The following is a 17,222-nucleotide window of genomic DNA, read 5'->3' on the forward strand; positions in this document are numbered from 1 at the left end:
CCGGGCTGATTTCAGATACAAAGGTAAAACATGATATGGCAGATAATATGACCAGGGTCATATCTGTGATAAAATTCCTTAACAGTGAATGAATTACATGCCCGACTTGGGATCGGGTACAGGGATCGGCGTTGTTTCATGTGTTTTGATCCTGCCGATGAGCAGGAAATAGATAATTACGATCATCGCAGCCAATGCAGGCACCAGCAAGGCCACAGAAGAACCAAAACGATACCAGATGACACCCGCCAATGAACTGGACAACATCATACAGATACTCTGGAAACCGGCAAACGTACCAATGGCAGTTGCGGTATCCCTGCTGCTTACCATGTTGGAGATCCAGGCTTTTGCCACACCTTCTGTGGCGGCAGCGTAGATACCATATAGAACAAACAGACCGAAAAACAGGTAGAGGTCGTTTGTTACAGACATGCCGGCATACATGAGGGCAAACAGCGTAAACCCTGTCAGGAGTATGGTTTTCAGTCCGATCTTATCGGCAATGACCCCCAAAGGATAAGCGAACAAAGCATAGATCAGGTTATAAAATATGTAGACACCGATGACCAGGGCATCATCATTCACCGATTCTTTTACCTTGAGCAATAAAAAAACATCAGAACTGTTGAACAGTGAAAAGAACAACAACCCGATCACCGCTTTTTTGTAACCGGACGGACTCTGTTTCCAGTAAGTGAAGAAGGAAAAAAAACTGACGGGTTTGGCTGCTGGTTTTTCAGCCGTTCTTTTTTTATCTTTTAAGAACAGGGATGTGCCCAGCGCCAGCAGTCCGGGTATGAAAGCTACCAGGAACAACATCCGGTAATTGCCAGGATAGAAATACAGGTACAGCAGCGCCATGGATGGACCAATGGCCGCACCTAAAGTGTCAAGCGCACGGTGAAAACCAAAGACCTGCCCTTTTGTGGCAGGAGTGGATTCGTCTGAGAGCATGGCGTCCCTGGCGCCGGTTCTGATGCCTTTGCCCAGTCGGTCTGTGGCCCTGGCAAAAAATACCCAGAGCGGAAATACAAACATGGCCATCATAGGTTTGGATATGGCACTGAACGCGTAGCCGATTTGTATGAAGGGGGTTCTTTTGTGCGACTGGTCTGACAGTTGCCCGAAATACCCTTTGCTTAAACCCGTGGTGGCTTCGGCAATTCCTTCCAGTAATCCGATCAATACAACAGAAAATCCGATGGAGGTAAGGTAGATGGGCATGATGGGATACAACATTTCACTGGCCACATCTGTGAACAGGCTCACGAACGATAATATCCAGACGGTGCGTGAGATCTTTTTCATGCACCTAAAGTTATCATTATTTAGCAGTGAAGCCTGCTAAAATACTTCTCCCAAATTCATGAACAGACCATGTGAGCCACCTTGCCCGAACCCATAATCAAGGGCAATATTGGTATTGGAATGTTTGTTCAGTTTAATGCGGATACCTGCACCATAACCGGGTCTTAGTCCCTGTATGTTTTTGCCGGGTTGTTCAGAAACCGTCTGTACATTGGCAAACACCACTGCGCCGAGGAAGCCGTTCTCGGTAATGCCAAAACGGTATTCCGATTCAGCAAACAACCATTTATCGCCACGGGACCGGCCCTGTATATAACCACGGCCCGTATTACTGAAAACGTCTGATGCGGTTGCCGGCAAGTGCAGGTACGGTGGTCTTCCCTGCAACGTAAGTACGCCATAGGTCCAGAAAGCCAGGATGTTTTTACTGCTCTTCGGGAAACCGATGTATTTCCTGGCATCGATGACCAGGTTTTGCCAATGCTGGCTGCTTCCCAGGCCAGAGAGGTTGTTCCGGTAAATGACATTGACATAGGAACTGCCGGCCACAGGGTTCACAATGCTTTTTCGTGTGTCGTACACGAGGTTCAGAGAGATCCCCACCGAAGTGGCCGAGCTCGTAAAGCCATATTGGGTGAAGCCCGTGAGAGGTTTGTTAAGCGTGGTGGTATCCGTGATGTTCCAGTGATGATCTAGGACGATGCCAGGTCCCACGTAAAAACTGGGAAAGATCCGTCTTACGAGCGACTGGTGCATTTTCAGATAGGAATAATCCAGCAGGTCAAAACGCGAGAGGTCGCTGTTGGACCCCAGGCCAAAATCCTTCTGCGGATATTTGGCGTATGACCAGTTCGTATTCAGTATGTAATCATTGTTACGAAACCAGATATTCGATACCAGCTGTCCGATGATTTGTTTATTTTGGGTGTACTTCAGTTCACCTAAAACAGTAGATGTGTTGGTGAAATTGGTTTTGCCCGGTAATACCAGGCTGGCATTGGCAGAAACAGCTAACCCGGTAGCGAGACTGTATTCTACAGCAGGTACAAAAGAAAAATGCGTGACCGTCTGATCCTCACTGTAGTCCCTTGTTTTACGAGGCATGAAAACCCGGTAGATGCCGTCTACGAAATCAACCATCGAATCTTTGCCAGGCTGTTTGTAAAACGCAAGTGTGAAAATATTTTTCTTGTGTTTGGGTACGCTATCGTTTACCTGTGCAGTGATGCTAGAAAATAAGCAGAACAACAGGCTAGTAAAAAGAAGCAATTGTTTGGCTGGCATGAGAAAAGGGTTCCGTTGCTGGTAACTAGGGTTCAGGAAAATGCAAAGTAACGGGTAGTTTATTTTTTCAGCAGGAATTTCTTTTTCAGCCATGCGCGTACCGGCTCATCATATAACTTTAAAGAGAACCAGGCAAGCAGTACAAACAATACAAACAATCCGATGGCTATGGGTATGATCTGTGCAGGTGCTGGTTTTTTTTCTGCAACCCAAAGGGTATAGATATAGATAAATGGATAGTGGGTAATATAAATGGGGTAAGAGATATCGCCGGAAAACTTACAAAGTTTTGCCCAGTAACCACTGACACTGCCTCCTGCGCCAATGGCAACGATCAATGGGAAGACCAGGATGATGCTCAAAGATTCATAGAGGCCGTTGTGCCGGAAAGTAGGTAAAAAGAATACAATGATCAGTAGCAGGGAACAGATCGGGAAAGCCATGGGCAGCCGTAATATTTTCCGCGAGCGGAACAGCAGCAATCCTGCGAAAAAAGGGAACATCATTCTTACCAACGCGATCCAGAAAGTGTTGTATCCCCATCCGGTGGCAAGGTCTCCGCGCCAGGTGGCCACATAGATCAGTACGGCGGCACTGATGATGACGAGTGCCCACAACAGAAAGCTGCCCGCCTTGCGTACTACTGTGGCGTAGAGAATATTACCGATGTATTCCTGCAGTAAAGACCAGAAAGGACCGTTCAGCGGATGTGTTTCACCCCAGCCGCGGATATCGGGTCCGGGTAACAGGGTCATGCCCATCAGCATGATACCTGCCAGCTGCAGCAGGTTCAGTTGCTGGTGACCGGTAGTAAAGGGATCGAACCAGAAGCCAATGGCACCGATCAAGGCCCCCATCACCACCATGGGATGCAGGCGTACCAGCCGGATCTTGAAGAACTCCCAGGTACTCATCTTGCCCCAACGGTCATCATAGGCATAACCGATCACGAACCCGGATAATAAAAAGAAAAAGTCTACTGCCAGGTAACCATGGTGCATAGGATGGTTGGCTGGTACCGGGTAATACGCTTCAAACAAATGAAAGATCACCACCAGGATAGCGGCTACGCCGCGCAATCCATCGAGAATCAGGTAATGAGGCTTGGTTACCGGAAGCGTTGATGGCATAGTGCAGTTGGTCTAATACTTAAATGTAGGCAAAAGCAGGCTGATGCAACAACAAACCACTTGTAAAAGGGGGTGAGTATGCGTATGGCATACCCTGTTCTTATGACCTTTTCCGGTAACTCAACACCGCCCAGTAATTGATGACGATGGCAAAACCCAGCATGATCAGTATGGGCTGCCTGATATCTGCCAGTCCGCTGCCTTTTAATACCACTCTCCGCATCACTTCAATAAAATAGGCAACAGGATTGAACCGGGTGATCCATTGTGCCCATTCGGGCATACTATCAATACTGGTATAAAGGCCTCCCATCAGGATGAAGATCATGAGCAGGAAAAAAGAAATCAGCATGGCCTGCTGCTGGTTTTCTGCATACGTGGATATCAGCAGACCCAGACCGAGAATGGCCAGCAGGTATACGGCCGCAAACAGGTAAATGGTAAGGTAAGATCCCAATGGAATGATGCCGTATACCAGCCAGGCAATCAGGAAACCAATGGTAATGACCACGAGTCCGAGTATCCAGAAAGGGATGAGCTTGCCAAGGATGAAATGTGTTTTCCTGATGGGTGTTACATTGATTTGCTCAATGGTCCCGATCTCTTTCTCCCGCACAATATTGATGGCAGACAGGTTCAGGCCGATCATGGTAATCAGTAATACAAGGATACCGGGTACCATGAAGAAAGTATAATTCATTCTTGGGTTATACCAGTTGGAGGAGGTGGTTTCTATCACTGGCAGGTCGTTGAACCTGCCGGGTGTGAGTACCGATATCCTGAAATCATTGTTGAAATTCTGAACAATGCTTCTCAGGTAGGTGGCGCCCAGGTTGGCTTTCACCCCATTGATGGCGTTCACGGCCAAAAAAACCTTGGTTTCCTTTTGTGCGTATAATTCAGATTCAAAACCACTGGGCAGTTCGAGGATCAGGTCGGCTTTATCGTTATCAATACCCTGCATGGCCTGACCGAAATGACTGCTGTATTCTACCAGCCTGAAATAGTTGGAAGAGGTGATGGTATGGATGAGCCTGTTGGAACTGGGGCTGTGATCCCGGTCCACAATGGCAATATTGATGTTCTTGATTTCATAATCCGCTGCCAGGGGTAATAGGATGAGCTGAATGATGGGCAGGATGAAGATGACACGGATGATGGCCGGGTCGCGGAAGATCTGCTTGAACTCTTTCTGCAAAATATATTTCAGTGGGCTCATGACAACCTGATTTTGAATTTTTTGATGGCCATGGTGAAAAAGAACAGCATCATGCCGGTCAGGATCAGTACTTCTTTCCAGATCAGACTAAAACCAAGTCCCTTGATCATCACCGATTTTACGATGATGAAATACCATTTGGCAGGAATGATATTGGAGATGGTCCGAAGTGGTAAAGGCATATTCTCGATAGGGAAAATAAAACCACTGAACATCACCGTTGGCAGGAACATGGCGATCAGTGAAATGAACATGGCCGCTTTCTGCGACGCCGTCACCGACGAGATCAGCAGCCCCAGCGCCAGCGATACCAGGATGAACAGGATACTGACCGCAAACAACAGTACCAGGCTGCCGTTTATGGGAACGTCCAGCACAAAATAACTCAGCAATAAAATGGTGATGATGTTGATAATGGATAACAGTAAGTAAGGCACTGCTTTGGCCAGGATGATGATCAGAGGATTTACCGGTGAAGCCAGTAGTATCTCCATATTGCCCAGTTCCTTTTCTCTTACAACCGTTAAGGAAGTCATCAGGGTACAAACCAGCAGTAGCACCATGGCCATTACGCCCGGTACAAAATTATAAGCACCCTTTAACTGTGGGTTATACATCATGCGGGTCTCAACATCGATGGTATAAGGGATGCTGTTGGGCTGGTTCAGCTCTTTTTGAAAATCGGCTACAATAATGGATAAATAAGCGGTAAGCGTGGTGGCCACATTGGGATCTGTGGCATCTGAAATGATCTGTAACCTTGAGCTGTTCTGGGCAAGAATGGCGTTGTCGAAATCAGGGGGTATCACTAATGCCACTTTGATGGTGCCTTTCCGGAACATCTTTTCAATGTCAGATGTCTGGGTGGTCTGGTTATAGGTCTCGAAATATTTGCTGGACTCAATTTTCTGCACCAGTTTCATGGAAGCGGCACCATTCGATTGGTTAACGATGGTGATATGTGCATTTTTTACCTCATTGGAAAGGGCAAAACCAAAGATCACGATCTGCGCCATGGGCATGCCCAATAGGATCAGCAGCGTTTTCCTGTCACGGAAAATGTGATAGAACTCTTTGATGATAAAATGATAGAACTGCTTCATGTTATTCAGATCTTTTGGCTTTTCTTGCTATCTGTAAAAAAACTTCGTCCATGCTGACTGCCTGGAAAGAGCTTTTTAAATTTCCTGGGGTATCAAGCGCATCTATCTGTCCGTCTACCATGATCGATACTCTGTCACAATACTCTGCTTCATCCATATAGTGAGTGGTCACAAATACGGTAATTCCCCTGGCTGCAGCATCGTAGATCATGTTCCAGAAATCCCGCCGGGTAATGGGGTCTACACCGCCGGTGGGTTCGTCTAAAAAAACGATCTGCGGTTCATGAAAGATGGCCACAGAAAAAGCCAGTTTCTGTTTCCAGCCCAGGGGCAACTGTTTCACCAGCATATTGGCTTCTTTTTCCAGGCTAAGCTGCTCCAATAAGAGGGCGGTCTTGCTGGTGATCAGGTCTGGTTTGATTCCATAAATGCCTGCGTAAAACCGGATATTCTCTTTAATGGTAAGGTCTTCATACAACGAGAATTTCTGGCTCATGTAGCCAATATTCTTTTTAATGGATTCGTTCTCTTTGTATACATCGAACCCGGCAACCATGGCATTGCCGCTGGTGGGCATCGACAGGCCGCACAACATTTTCATAGCTGTTGTTTTCCCGGCCCCATTGGCTCCGAGGAAACCGAAGATCTCACCTTTCTCCACTTCAAAACTGATGCCGTCAACAGCGGTGAAGCCGTTGAAGGTTTTGGTGAGTTTCTCTACTATGATCGCTTTACTGTTCATGGTCTCGCATTAGGTCTATGAAAACGTCCTCAATACCCGGATGGATCCTTCCGGCTTCAATTCCCGGCGGGAACACCGGTTCTGCTATCCCTGGCCTGATCACCACATGATGGTATTCGCCAAAGGGATATACCTGTTCTGTGAATGGCCACTGTTTCGCTTCCTGCAGCAGTGCATGCATATTGTTGTTCCGTACCTGGTAGATGGTTTTTGGAAACTGTTGTGTAATATTCGCCGGGGTGTTGATGCCCAGTATGGTTCCTGCCTGTATCAGCGCCACTTTATCACAGAGGTTCGCTTCATCCATATAGGGGGTGGATACCAGGATGGTGATGCCTTCCTGCTTCAATGCCTGCAACATATCCCAGAACTCTTTTCTCGATACCGCATCCACTCCCGTAGTCGGCTCGTCCAGGAACAATACGGAAGGCCGATGGATCAATGCACAACTTAAAGCCAGTTTCTGTTTCATACCGCCAGATAATTTGCCGGCTCTCCTGTCCTTAAAAGGTTCTATCTGTGCATAAATGGCTTTGATCAGGTCATAATTTTCTTCGATCGTTGTTTCAAAGATGCTGGCAAAAAAATTCAGGTTTTCCTGAACGGTCAGGTCCGTGTATAGAGAGAAACGGCCCGGCATATACCCGATCCTTTTCCTGATGGCTTTGTAATCGGCTCTTACATCAAACCCATCTACTATTGCCTGCCCCTTATCAAATAAGAGGAGTGAGGTCAGTATCCTGAATAAGGTTGTTTTACCTGCTCCATCGGGGCCGATCAAACCGAACAATGAACCTCTCTCTACTTCGAAGCTGATATTGTCCAGGGCTTTTACTAAGGTCTTACCCGTTGTATAGGATTTGCTTACCGATGAAACAACAATGGCCGGTTGCTCAGAAACGAACTTCTCCATACATACCTATTTTGATATCACCATCATTTTTTACCAGCACTTTTACTGCATATACCAGGTTGGCCCTTTCCTCTTTTGTCTGGATGGTCTTGGGTGTGAATTCTGCTTTCGAAGCGATCGCCGATACGGTACCTGCATATTCTTTGTATGAGCGCTTGCCCCTGTCAATAAAAACTTTCAGTTGCTGCCCGATCCTCACCATCGGTAGCTGGTCTCCGGTGATGTACATGCGTAAGGTCAGCTCCTGTACATTGGCGATCTTGTACAGGGGTTTCCCGGCAGCGGTCATTTCGCCTTCCCTGGCATAAGTGGTCAGCACGGTTCCGCTTACCGGATTGTGAACGCGGGTCTTGCTAATAAGATCTGCTACCTGGTCTATTTTCTTTTGTACCGGATCCAGTTCACTTAATATGGCTTTGTTCTGGTTGTTTACATTGGCAACCTGTACATTCACCTGTTGTTGGGTCACTTTGATCTGTTTGTTCACCGATTCTATCTGGAAATTGATATCGTCCAGTTGTTTCCTGGTGGCCGCATCGCTTTTCAGCAGGTTCTCTATCCGCTCTTTTTCAAACAGCAGGTTCTTTAACTGGGCCTGTTGTACCTGTATTTGGTTATTCAGCAAAGCCACCTGTGGCGATACATCTGTCGTTTTTTCTTTGATGGATGAAACTGTGGCATTCAGTTGTGCGCGCTGCAGGAGATAACCGGCAGAATCAAGATAGGCCACTACCTGGTTTTTTGCCAGACTATCGCCTTCGTTCACAGGAAATGCCAATAGTTTGCCGGGTACTTCAGCAGAAACGATGACTTCTTCCGACTCGAATACGCCTTGTGCATCAAATGCGGAATCGGATTTGCCGCAGCTGAACAATGCTGGCAGAATTGCCGCAAGTAGGTACTTTTTCATGTATTTATATTTTCCCTTTTAATAATTGGTATACCAGTTTGGCCTGCACCAGTTGTATCTGGTGTTGTATCAGTGTTTGCCCGGCCAGGTCAGATTCGTTCACTTCTTTCAGGTAATCGTTGGTGCTGATGACACCATTGGTGAGCTGTGCCAGCGAAGTGTTTTTGATCTGCTCCCTGAGGGAAAGCATTTCCTTGTCCGACACGATCAGTTTCTCCAGTTTGCCGATCTCATCCAACTGTTGTTGTAACTGGATATTGGTGTTGAGCAGATAGGTCTCTTTTTGGTTTTTGATGAGGCCGGTCTGTTGCTGTAATATACTTTTCTCTTTTTTCGCTGTATAGAAGCCGCCCAACGACCATTGCAGTTTGATACCCGTGAGTGAGAACCAGGTGAATTCATTTTTCAGCATGTTCAGCCCGGGTTTTCCGTAACCGCCCTGTACAAATGCGCCCATCTTAGGTTTTGTTCTGGCGTCTATCAGCCCAGACTGTTTGTCAATGCTGTTCATCTGCGCATCAAACAGGGAGATCTCCGGTCTTGTCACTTCTTTATTGTCATCCACTGGTTGCTGTGGTTCCGGTAACAGGAATACGGCAGAGTCACCAAGCTTTTGTCCGCTCAGCAGTTCCAGTGCGTGGTGCAGCGATCGTTTTGTCGACAGGATCTCTTCGGATCGCTGGTTGTTTTTTAAGATCTGCGCTTTTACCTGCAGTACATTGTTCTTAAAGACGACCCCATTCTTATACAGGGCCTCTGCTTTCTGTAAACCATTGTTCAGGTCAGCAGCTACATAGTTCAGCTGTTTCAATAAGGCATCGGTGTAGAGCATACTGCAATAGATCTGTGTCACTCGTTCCCTGAGTTTGTACAGTTCCACTTCGTTCTTCAGCAGGTCTACCTGGAGTGATACCTGTGAGAGCTCACGGGTTTTTTTATTCAGTCCGCCATCGTACAGGGTTTGCTGTATCTCTGCAGTGGCTTTGTACTGGTCTTTGGAGAGGGGATCTATCTTGAACAGGTTATTCGGAACACTGATGCCTGTTACATCAGACTGGTAGGTAGCCTGTCCGTTGATGGTCACCTGTGGTAATAACAGTGTTTTGATATTCTCCACATTCAGTGCCTCGGTACGTTTCAATAACTGGTTCTGGTGAATGAGCGGGTAATTACTGAGACTCAATTCCTGGATCTTTTCCAGCGTATAGGTCTGGGAAAAACCTATTTTCGAAACCAGCAGAAAAAACAGTAGGGTGTAACGCATGACTGGTTTATTTTTTGATTGATTGGATGATGAATGCGGGTACTTCCTTGATTCTTTGGTGCATCAGCTCGTCATAGAGGTCTTTGTCGATCTTCATACCATGAACGAACATGGGCTTCATCAGGAATGGGAACACGCACATGGACAGGATATTCATGATCAGGTGTGGTGGTAAAATGGGCTTGATGTTTCCCAGTTCCACTTCCCGGTTTATCTGCATGCTGAACTTATAAAAATCGGGCAGGTCGTTCTCGAACATGCGGTGAATGAACACTACGGGTTGCTTATTGATCTCACTGATTACAAATACCGGGAGAAAGGGGTTGTCGATCGCCATCCGGATATAGGTTTCGCAGAGCTTTTCTATTTTTTCGAACAGCGGTGCCTCAGAGGCGATCGCCGTCTTCAGGATGGGAGAGAACTTTTGCAGCTCCCCAAAAAATACCTTCTCGAATAACAGGTCCTTGCTCCTGAAATAATAATGTAACAAGGCTTTGTTGATACCGGCTTCATCGGCAATCTCCTGCATCGACGTGCCATCTTTACCCTGAATGGAGAAGATCTTTTTGGCCGCTGAAAGGATCAGTTGTTCTGTGGTTTGCTCTTCGTTAACCATTTAGTTTAACCGTTTGGTTAACAAAGATAGGCTGTAAACTGATATATGCAAGAAAAATCCAAAAAAAACATTTTTCAACCTGATTGACAGCCCCCGGTACGGGAACTATTTGATAATTTGTTGCTTTATAAGCGCATGAGCATCTTTTCTTTATTTCCTTTTTCCGAATGGGTCATGATCCTGTTGGCGGCTTTTATCATTGGACTGGGTAAAGCCGGCCTGAAGGGGGTAGACATGCTGAGCGTGACCCTGATGGCATTTGTGTTCGGAGGCAAATCTTCTACGGGTATTGTATTGCCCTTATTGTGTGCAGCGGATATTGCTGCCGTCTGGTATTACCATCGCCACGCCCAATGGCAGCATTTCTGGAAACTGACACCCTGGATGGTAGTGGGTGTTTTACTGGGCGTGTATTTTGGCAAGGACATGAATGAACTGGTCTTCCGTAAACTGATGGCACTGATCATTGTACTGACCATTGTGATCGTGTTGGTGCAGGAGTTGCGCAAATCAAAACGGGTGCCCACACATCCTTTGTTTGCTGTGGCAACGGGGGTGTCGGCAGGGTTCACCACCATGATCGGTAACCTTGCCGGTGCGTTCGCCAATCTGTATTTCCTGGCCATGCGGATGCAGAAGAACGATTTTATCGGCACGGCTGCCTGGGTTTTCCTGTTCATGAACCTGTTCAAACTTCCTTTCCAGGTCTTTTACTGGAAAAACATCAATGCACAAAGTTTACAGGTAGACGCGGTACTCTTACCTATGCTGGCACTGGGTTTTTATGCCGGCCTATGGCTGGTGGCCAGGATACGGGATACCAGTTACCGCAAAATGGTCATGGTATTAACGCTGATCGGTTGTGTGCTGATGCTGTTCAGGCGCTGAGTGGCGGATGGTCATCTTATAAAATCCCATCTTTTGCATAGCTTACCCATCAAATCCTTAATTTTTATGAGATCCAGATCTGTATTTTACCTGTTCTTTCCGATGCTTTTTTTGGGTGTATGTGTTACCCAATCAGTAAATGCACAACCTGAAAAAGCAGAAGCTGCCATCCGTATCATTATGGAACAACAGAAAGTAGCGGGGTTATCTGTGGCGGTGGTCAGGAATAACCAGGTGATCTACACACATTCCTTTGGTCTTAAAAATATCGAGAACAACGAGCCACTCACGGACGACTGTATCTTCCGTATCGCTTCCATCTCCAAATCATTCACTGCCACAGCCATGATGCAGCTGGCAGAGGCCGGTAAGGTTTCACTGGAGGAGGATATGGGGAAACTAGTGGGTTTCAGGGTCCGCAACCCGAAGTTCCCAGACCAGGTCATCACACTCAGGATGGTCCTCTCACACCGCTCTTCCATCAATGACAGCCAGGGTTATTTTACGCTGGATGCCATTAACCCGGACAAGAATCCCAACTGGGAAAAATGTTACAACGACTATGCCCCCGGAACCGGTTACCAATACTGTAACCTGAATTATAATATGGCGGGAACCCTGATCGAAAAACTGTCCGGTGAAAGGTTCGATCAATACATCAAACACCATATCCTCGACCCGCTTGGTTTATACGGTGGTTACTGTGTGGACTCATTGGATAAAGCCCGTTTTGCCACGATCTACGAATACAATGTTGATTCGGCAAAATTCATGGCTTCGCCGGCGGCCTATGCTCCCAGGAGTAAAGAGATCGCCGCCTATGAAATGGGCTACAGCACATCTGTTTTTTCCCCAACCGGTGGTATGAAGATCTCTGCCGGCGATCTTGCCCGTTATATGATCATGCACAGCAAGCTGGGTAAGTACAAAGGCAAAAGGATCATTTCCAAAAAACATGCGCGTGACATGCAGACGCCACTTTCAGACAAGGAGAACTACGGGCTGGCCCTGTTGAAAACAGATAAACTGATCGCTGGCAAGACCCTGACGGGCCATACGGGTTCTGCCTACGGCCTGTACAGCGCCATGTTCTTTCAGCCGGATGAAAAATTCGGTATCGTGGTCATCAGCAACGGTTGTCACCCAGGTTATACGGACGGATTCAATACGGTGATCAGGAAAACGGTCAACAGTTTGTACGAAGCATTTATTTTGAAATAACTTTGTACGCAGGTTGTAGTGCAGAACAGAACGAATGCAACCGGCACACGTATAAAACAGGTACTATGAAAAATGTATGGTTGATCACCGGTTGCTCCACCGGTTTTGGAAGAGAGCTGGCAAAGGAACTACTTACCAATGGATACCAGGTTGCAGTTACAGCAAGGAATGTAGCGGATATTGCGGATATCGTTGCTGCTCACCCGGATACAGCTATCAGTATTCGGCTGGATGTTACCGACGCACAGCAGATCGTGCAGGCGGTAAAAACTACCATCGACCGTTTTGGAAGAATTGATGTGTTGGTGAACAATGCAGGTATCGGATATTTTGGCGCCATTGAAGAAAGTGAAGAGGCGGAAGTGAGAAGGATGTTCGAGATCAATGTGTTTGGACTGGCCAGGATGACACAGGAAGTGTTACCGCATATGCGTAAGCAAAAAAGCGGCCATATCCTGAATGTTGCTTCTATCGGCGGACTGCGTTCTTTCCCGGGCGTTGGTTTCTATAATGCCACCAAATATGCGGTAGACGGTTTAAGCGAATCGCTTGCGAAGGAAGTGGCGCCGCTGGGTATCAAAGTGACCGTGATCGCACCCAGTGGTTTCCGTACCGACTGGGCAGGCCGTTCAGCTAAGAATACCAGCATCAAAATAGAGGATTATGCTACCACCGCCTGGAAAAACATGGGCGATATCAGGGGCTACAGCGGCAACCAGCCGGGTGATCCGGTAAAAGCGGCCAAGGCCATGATACAGGTGACCGAAACAGAAAATCCACCCATGCGTCTTTTATTAGGGGTAGCTGCCTTGAAAGGTGCCCGTGCCAAACTGGAGGAACTGAAAAAAGATTTCGATACCTGGGCTTCCGTTACGGAAGGGGCTGATTTCAAATCCTGATCGAGTCGGATAAAACGGCAAACGATGCCATCACAGTGCAGAAAAGAATGATTCCAGTTTTACGGGGTCCAATTTGCCGTCTGTTCTGACACTGCTGCAAAGGTCTATACCGAAAGGACCCACTTCGCTGATGGCCTGTTGAACATTTCCGGCATGGATGCCGCCGGCAAGGAATACAGGTACCCGGGTTTGTTCCACGATCTTTCTGCTCAATTGCCAGTTATGGGTGCGCCCTGTTCCGCCCAGCTCTTTGATGGCTGCTTTTGGGTTGCCACTATCGAGTAACAAAGCGTCTACCTGCTCCGATATGCGGATGGCTTCTTCGATAGAGCCCTCATCTGTTACATGGATCACCTGCACTAGTTTAACGGAGGGTATCGCTATTCTGATCTCATCATAAGAGCCAGTCGTCAGTTCATCAACGATCTGTATGGTGTTGGTAAGTGTTCTTGTGTGGTGTGCTATGATCGCTTGCGCATCTGTTTCACTCGTCAGCATAAAAGTGGCGACCGGCGGAGGAACGGTTCTGGCAATTTCCAGGATCAGCTCATCAGGTATGGGGCCAGGACCACTGGGCATTTTGGCTACCAGTCCTAATGCAGCGGCGCCATATTGTATCGCCAGCCGGGCTTCCTCAACAGAACTGATACAGCATATCTTAACCTTGGGTGTCATAGGTCAAAGGTAGGATGCTTCTGTAAATGCCAGGTATCGCCTAACGGATCCTCTAACCAAAATGGATGATATTGCCACTGTTGTCCAGAATGCTGAACTGGCGCATGTTCCAGGCTTTGTTATCCAGTTTGCCTTCCGGGTGTATGATATCCAGTGCAATACATTCCTGGTAAAGACTCTCGATCTGATCCACATATATGTAACATCCCGTGTTCTTGGGTATGTCCGCATCATTGCATAACCACAGATGAATACTGATCTGGTCCCTTTCAAACATGAGATAACTAGGCCATTCGGCATTGCAGGTAAACCCAAGCTTTTTGTAAAAAGCAACGGTCTGCTGCTGGTCAAGATAAGCGAGAATGGGGGTGGCGGTCAATAATGACATACACTGAATTGCCAACAAGATACTATTTCCCGGGATTTATGCAAAAGAGTGGGGAAGATCTTACGATCATATCCAAAGAGCATGGTCTCTTTCTTTATCGCAACAACACGCATTCATTATATCTGTACCTTCAGCACAAATAATTTTCGATGAAAAAACTGTTCATATTGCTTGCCTTATTCGTAGCAGTCGGCAGCAGTGCCCAGCAAACGAAATTCTATACCATCAATTCAGATAGTACGCAGTTCAGTCTCACCAAAGAAGGTGCTTCGCAGCTGGCCATGTTGCCAATGAAATGTATCCTGCAGCAGTATCCCAATAAGATCAATCACACAGCGGTTTCGGATAGCGACCAGGTGCTGACGCCCATACAGCAACATCCCAGTTTTTATGGTTGTTTCGACTGGCATAGCAGTGTTCACGGGCATTGGATGCTGGTTCGCCTGTTAAAACAATTCCCGGACCTGAAAGAACAGGCGGCTATCCGGAAAGTATTGAATACAACGCTTACCGCTAAAAATATCCGGGTCGAGACCGAATATTTCAAAGCGCCACTGAGCAGGAGTTTTGAACGGACCTATGGATGGGCCTGGGTGCTGAAACTACAGCAGGAACTGTTGAACTGGAGCGATCCTGATGCAGGCCAATGGCGGAATGCACTGCAGCCATTGTGCGATACCATCATTACATTATGGGAGGCTTACCTTCCCAAACAAACCTATGCCAACAGGTCGGGCATGCATGGTAACACAGCTTTTGGGTTGAGTTTTGCTTTGGATTATGCACGCGCTACAAAAAATCATGTGTTCGAGAACAAGATCATCGTTGCCGCCACACAATTGTTTGGAAAAGATAAGAATGCACCTACCGTGTGGGAGCCGGACGGGGCTGACTTTTTTTCACCATCCCTGATGGAGGCCGATCTGATGCGGAAAGTGCTTACTAAAAAGAGCTTCACCGACTGGTTGGGGAAATGGTTGAACAATCAGTCACTGCTTCACCTTACCCGTTTGCCGCAGGTGTCTGACAGAACGGACCTGCAGATCGTACACCTGGATGGTCTGTGTTTCAGCAGAAGCTGGTGTATGTCGGGTATTGCACAGCAACTTCCGAAGAATGATGGTCGCCGGAAGATCCTGATACATTCCGCGGTAAAACACCTGAACCAGAGCCTGGCAACAGTGGCTTCGGGTCATTATGGTGGCGAACACTGGCTGGCCAGTTTTGCCGTCTATGCCATTAGCGGTGGAAAATAGAATGGTTATCCGATCGATGGGATACAAGAACAGGGCTCACCGCAAAGTGAGCCCTGTTCTTGTATATATGCAGTCGGTTCAGATAAGTAGGTTTACTTAAATCCGAAAATAAGCGGCAGTAAAAATGTGATCAAAGCGGCCCAGATCCCATACAAAGGGAGGAAGCGTGCTATTACATTTTCTACTTTTTGTACATCGGCCTTATTTTGTAAGGCTCGCAGTAGCTGATAAGTAACCCATAATAGATTCAGAAAAACCAGCAGATTGGCACCCAATAAGGCCAGTCTGTTGGGCGATATGCCGAATTCGGTAAGACGGAATGCAATGGCAGATAACGCAATGCTGTTCACCACAATACTCAATAAAGATAACCCGAATAAAAAAAGCAGGTTGATCCTGTTGCCTGTGTTCTTGGTGGCTTCCGACACCGAAAAAAGAATGATAGCCATCACTGCGATCAGCAGACCGTTGAACATTAACAGGAAATTCCTGTCATGATATACATTTTTGCCTGTGTAGATAATGGTACACAGGAAGATGAACAGCGTAACGAATACAACAGGTGTAAAGATCCTGGCAATCAGCGGCGAGATTTTGTTAACCAGTTGTGGGTTGGTCTGAACCAGGAAGGCGGAAAGTAAGGGAATCGCCGCCAGTCCCCATGCCAGTATGTGCTGTGCATAAAATTCCTGTATATGCAGTCCGATCATTTCAAACAGGCCGAAAGTGATGCCAGTGAACAGGATTCCAGAAAGCACTAGGATAGCCGTCATAACAGCGAAATCACCGTTGAAACGGAGGAAATCGATCTTTTTCTGGTTGTCAGAAAGGTTGCCGTCCACAAAACTGTATCCAAGAAGGGTCCACAAAAAAACGGGTAGATGGATACAGGCCAATATCAGCGTATCGCTTTTAGGATTATCGGGCAGAAGGTTGATATAACATATAGATGCCAGTATGATAATCAAAGACAGTATTGATTTTCGGATAGCTGTTTTTTGTTTCCATGAAAAATATCCTATGAGCACAGGAAATACGATGAATCCGATGTTACGCGAAAAAAAGAATTCTTTGTTCATGCCGGACAGGGCGGGAAGGTTAGCAATGAGTCCCGCCATAAGGGAAGCCAGCATCACGAAAAGCAGGTCGTTTCTGGAGCCTGTATAAAATTCATCCTGCTGGTAGTTCAGTCGTTCGTTCCATACTTGTGCAATGGGGTTGTCACGCAGGTCGGTATAAAGCGTATTGAATACTTTTTGAAAGGATGTTTTGTTTTTCCTGTATAATTTTTCGAGCTCCACAGGCCGGTCGATGTTATGGAGTATGTTTTCTTTAACGCTATCAAATTCCGCGTTCGTTTTTATTGCGACAGTGCTTGTTTCCATATGGTGAAGGTTTAGGTA

General features: G+C 46.9%; 17 protein-coding genes. 4 read left to right on the forward strand and 13 right to left on the reverse strand.

Going from position 1 to position 17,222, the window contains the following annotated elements:
• Positions 1-93 precede the first annotated feature (93 nt).
• From ACH3Y6_RS03185 to ACH3Y6_RS03230, 10 genes are all read right to left on the reverse strand, one after another.
• Positions 94-1,311, reverse strand: a complete 1,218-nt coding sequence (locus ACH3Y6_RS03185; RefSeq protein ID WP_490834128.1) for an MFS transporter — start codon at positions 1,309-1,311, stop codon at positions 94-96.
• A 36-nt stretch (positions 1,312-1,347) separates the two neighbouring features.
• Positions 1,348-2,595 carry a BamA/TamA family outer membrane protein gene (locus tag ACH3Y6_RS03190; protein WP_490834129.1) on the reverse strand — a complete coding sequence of 416 codons (1,248 nt, stop codon included), beginning with the start codon at positions 2,593-2,595 and terminating at the stop codon, positions 1,348-1,350.
• A 59-nt stretch (positions 2,596-2,654) separates the two neighbouring features.
• Positions 2,655-3,725: an acyltransferase family protein gene (locus ACH3Y6_RS03195; protein ID WP_490834130.1), complete on the reverse strand. Its 1,071-nt coding sequence runs from the start codon at positions 3,723-3,725 to the stop codon at positions 2,655-2,657.
• 100 nt (positions 3,726-3,825) lie between these two features.
• Positions 3,826-4,944, reverse strand: coding sequence for an ABC transporter permease (locus ACH3Y6_RS03200; protein WP_490834131.1), 1,119 nt, complete (start codon positions 4,942-4,944; stop codon positions 3,826-3,828).
• Positions 4,941-6,047 (reverse strand): ABC transporter permease, encoded by a 1,107-nt coding sequence (locus ACH3Y6_RS03205; protein ID WP_490834132.1) that lies wholly within the window; start codon positions 6,045-6,047, stop codon positions 4,941-4,943. Before ACH3Y6_RS03205 ends, ACH3Y6_RS03200 begins: the two co-directional genes overlap by 4 nt.
• A 1-nt stretch (position 6,048) precedes the next feature.
• Positions 6,049-6,789 carry an ABC transporter ATP-binding protein gene (locus ACH3Y6_RS03210; protein WP_490834133.1) on the reverse strand — a complete coding sequence of 247 codons (741 nt, stop codon included), beginning with the start codon at positions 6,787-6,789 and terminating at the stop codon, positions 6,049-6,051.
• The gene (locus ACH3Y6_RS03215) at positions 6,779-7,702 is read right to left on the reverse strand and encodes an ABC transporter ATP-binding protein (RefSeq protein ID WP_490834134.1); all 924 of its coding nucleotides are present in this window, start codon (positions 7,700-7,702) and stop codon (positions 6,779-6,781) included. The genes ACH3Y6_RS03210 and ACH3Y6_RS03215 overlap by 11 nt, the downstream gene beginning before the upstream one ends.
• Positions 7,683-8,612, reverse strand: coding sequence for an HlyD family secretion protein (locus ACH3Y6_RS03220; protein ID WP_490834135.1), 930 nt, complete (start codon positions 8,610-8,612; stop codon positions 7,683-7,685). Before ACH3Y6_RS03220 ends, ACH3Y6_RS03215 begins: the two co-directional genes overlap by 20 nt.
• 4 nt (positions 8,613-8,616) lie before the next feature.
• Complete coding sequence (locus tag ACH3Y6_RS03225) at positions 8,617-9,876, reverse strand: TolC family protein (protein WP_490834136.1); 1,260 nt, start codon at positions 9,874-9,876, stop codon at positions 8,617-8,619.
• A 7-nt stretch (positions 9,877-9,883) separates the two neighbouring features.
• Positions 9,884-10,492: a TetR/AcrR family transcriptional regulator gene (locus tag ACH3Y6_RS03230; RefSeq protein ID WP_490834137.1), complete on the reverse strand. Its 609-nt coding sequence runs from the start codon at positions 10,490-10,492 to the stop codon at positions 9,884-9,886.
• 135 nt (positions 10,493-10,627) lie between these two features.
• Here ACH3Y6_RS03230 and ACH3Y6_RS03235 point away from each other — a divergent pair, with 135 nt between their 5' ends.
• The 3 genes from ACH3Y6_RS03235 to ACH3Y6_RS03245 all read left to right on the forward strand — a co-directional run bounded on the left by ACH3Y6_RS03235 (position 10,628) and on the right by ACH3Y6_RS03245 (position 13,500).
• Complete coding sequence (locus ACH3Y6_RS03235; protein ID WP_490834138.1) at positions 10,628-11,380, forward strand: sulfite exporter TauE/SafE family protein; 753 nt, start codon at positions 10,628-10,630, stop codon at positions 11,378-11,380.
• Between the two features lie 66 nt (positions 11,381-11,446).
• Positions 11,447-12,601 (forward strand): serine hydrolase domain-containing protein, encoded by a 1,155-nt coding sequence (locus ACH3Y6_RS03240; RefSeq protein ID WP_490834139.1) that lies wholly within the window; start codon positions 11,447-11,449, stop codon positions 12,599-12,601.
• 65 nt (positions 12,602-12,666) lie between these two features.
• Complete coding sequence (locus ACH3Y6_RS03245) at positions 12,667-13,500, forward strand: oxidoreductase (protein ID WP_490834140.1); 834 nt, start codon at positions 12,667-12,669, stop codon at positions 13,498-13,500.
• Between the two features lie 30 nt (positions 13,501-13,530).
• Here the strand turns inward: ACH3Y6_RS03245 and ACH3Y6_RS03250 are convergent, their stop codons facing one another.
• The gene (locus tag ACH3Y6_RS03250; RefSeq protein WP_490834141.1) at positions 13,531-14,175 is read right to left on the reverse strand and encodes a phosphoribosylanthranilate isomerase; all 645 of its coding nucleotides are present in this window, start codon (positions 14,173-14,175) and stop codon (positions 13,531-13,533) included.
• Between the two features lie 52 nt (positions 14,176-14,227).
• The gene (locus ACH3Y6_RS03255; RefSeq protein WP_490834142.1) at positions 14,228-14,563 is read right to left on the reverse strand and encodes a DUF8817 family protein; all 336 of its coding nucleotides are present in this window, start codon (positions 14,561-14,563) and stop codon (positions 14,228-14,230) included.
• 149 nt (positions 14,564-14,712) lie between these two features.
• Here ACH3Y6_RS03255 and ACH3Y6_RS03260 point away from each other — a divergent pair, with 149 nt between their 5' ends.
• On the forward strand, positions 14,713-15,819 hold the full coding sequence (locus tag ACH3Y6_RS03260; RefSeq protein ID WP_490834143.1) for a DUF2891 domain-containing protein: 1,107 nt from the start codon (positions 14,713-14,715) through the stop codon (positions 15,817-15,819).
• Between the two features lie 92 nt (positions 15,820-15,911).
• Here the strand turns inward: ACH3Y6_RS03260 and ACH3Y6_RS03265 are convergent, their stop codons facing one another.
• A complete protein-coding gene (locus tag ACH3Y6_RS03265) occupies positions 15,912-17,204 on the reverse strand; it encodes a hypothetical protein (RefSeq protein ID WP_490834144.1) in 1,293 nt (430 codons plus the stop codon).
• Positions 17,205-17,222 lie beyond the last annotated feature (18 nt).

It is taken from the genome of Sediminibacterium sp. FW305-C-269 (genome assembly GCF_058231045.1).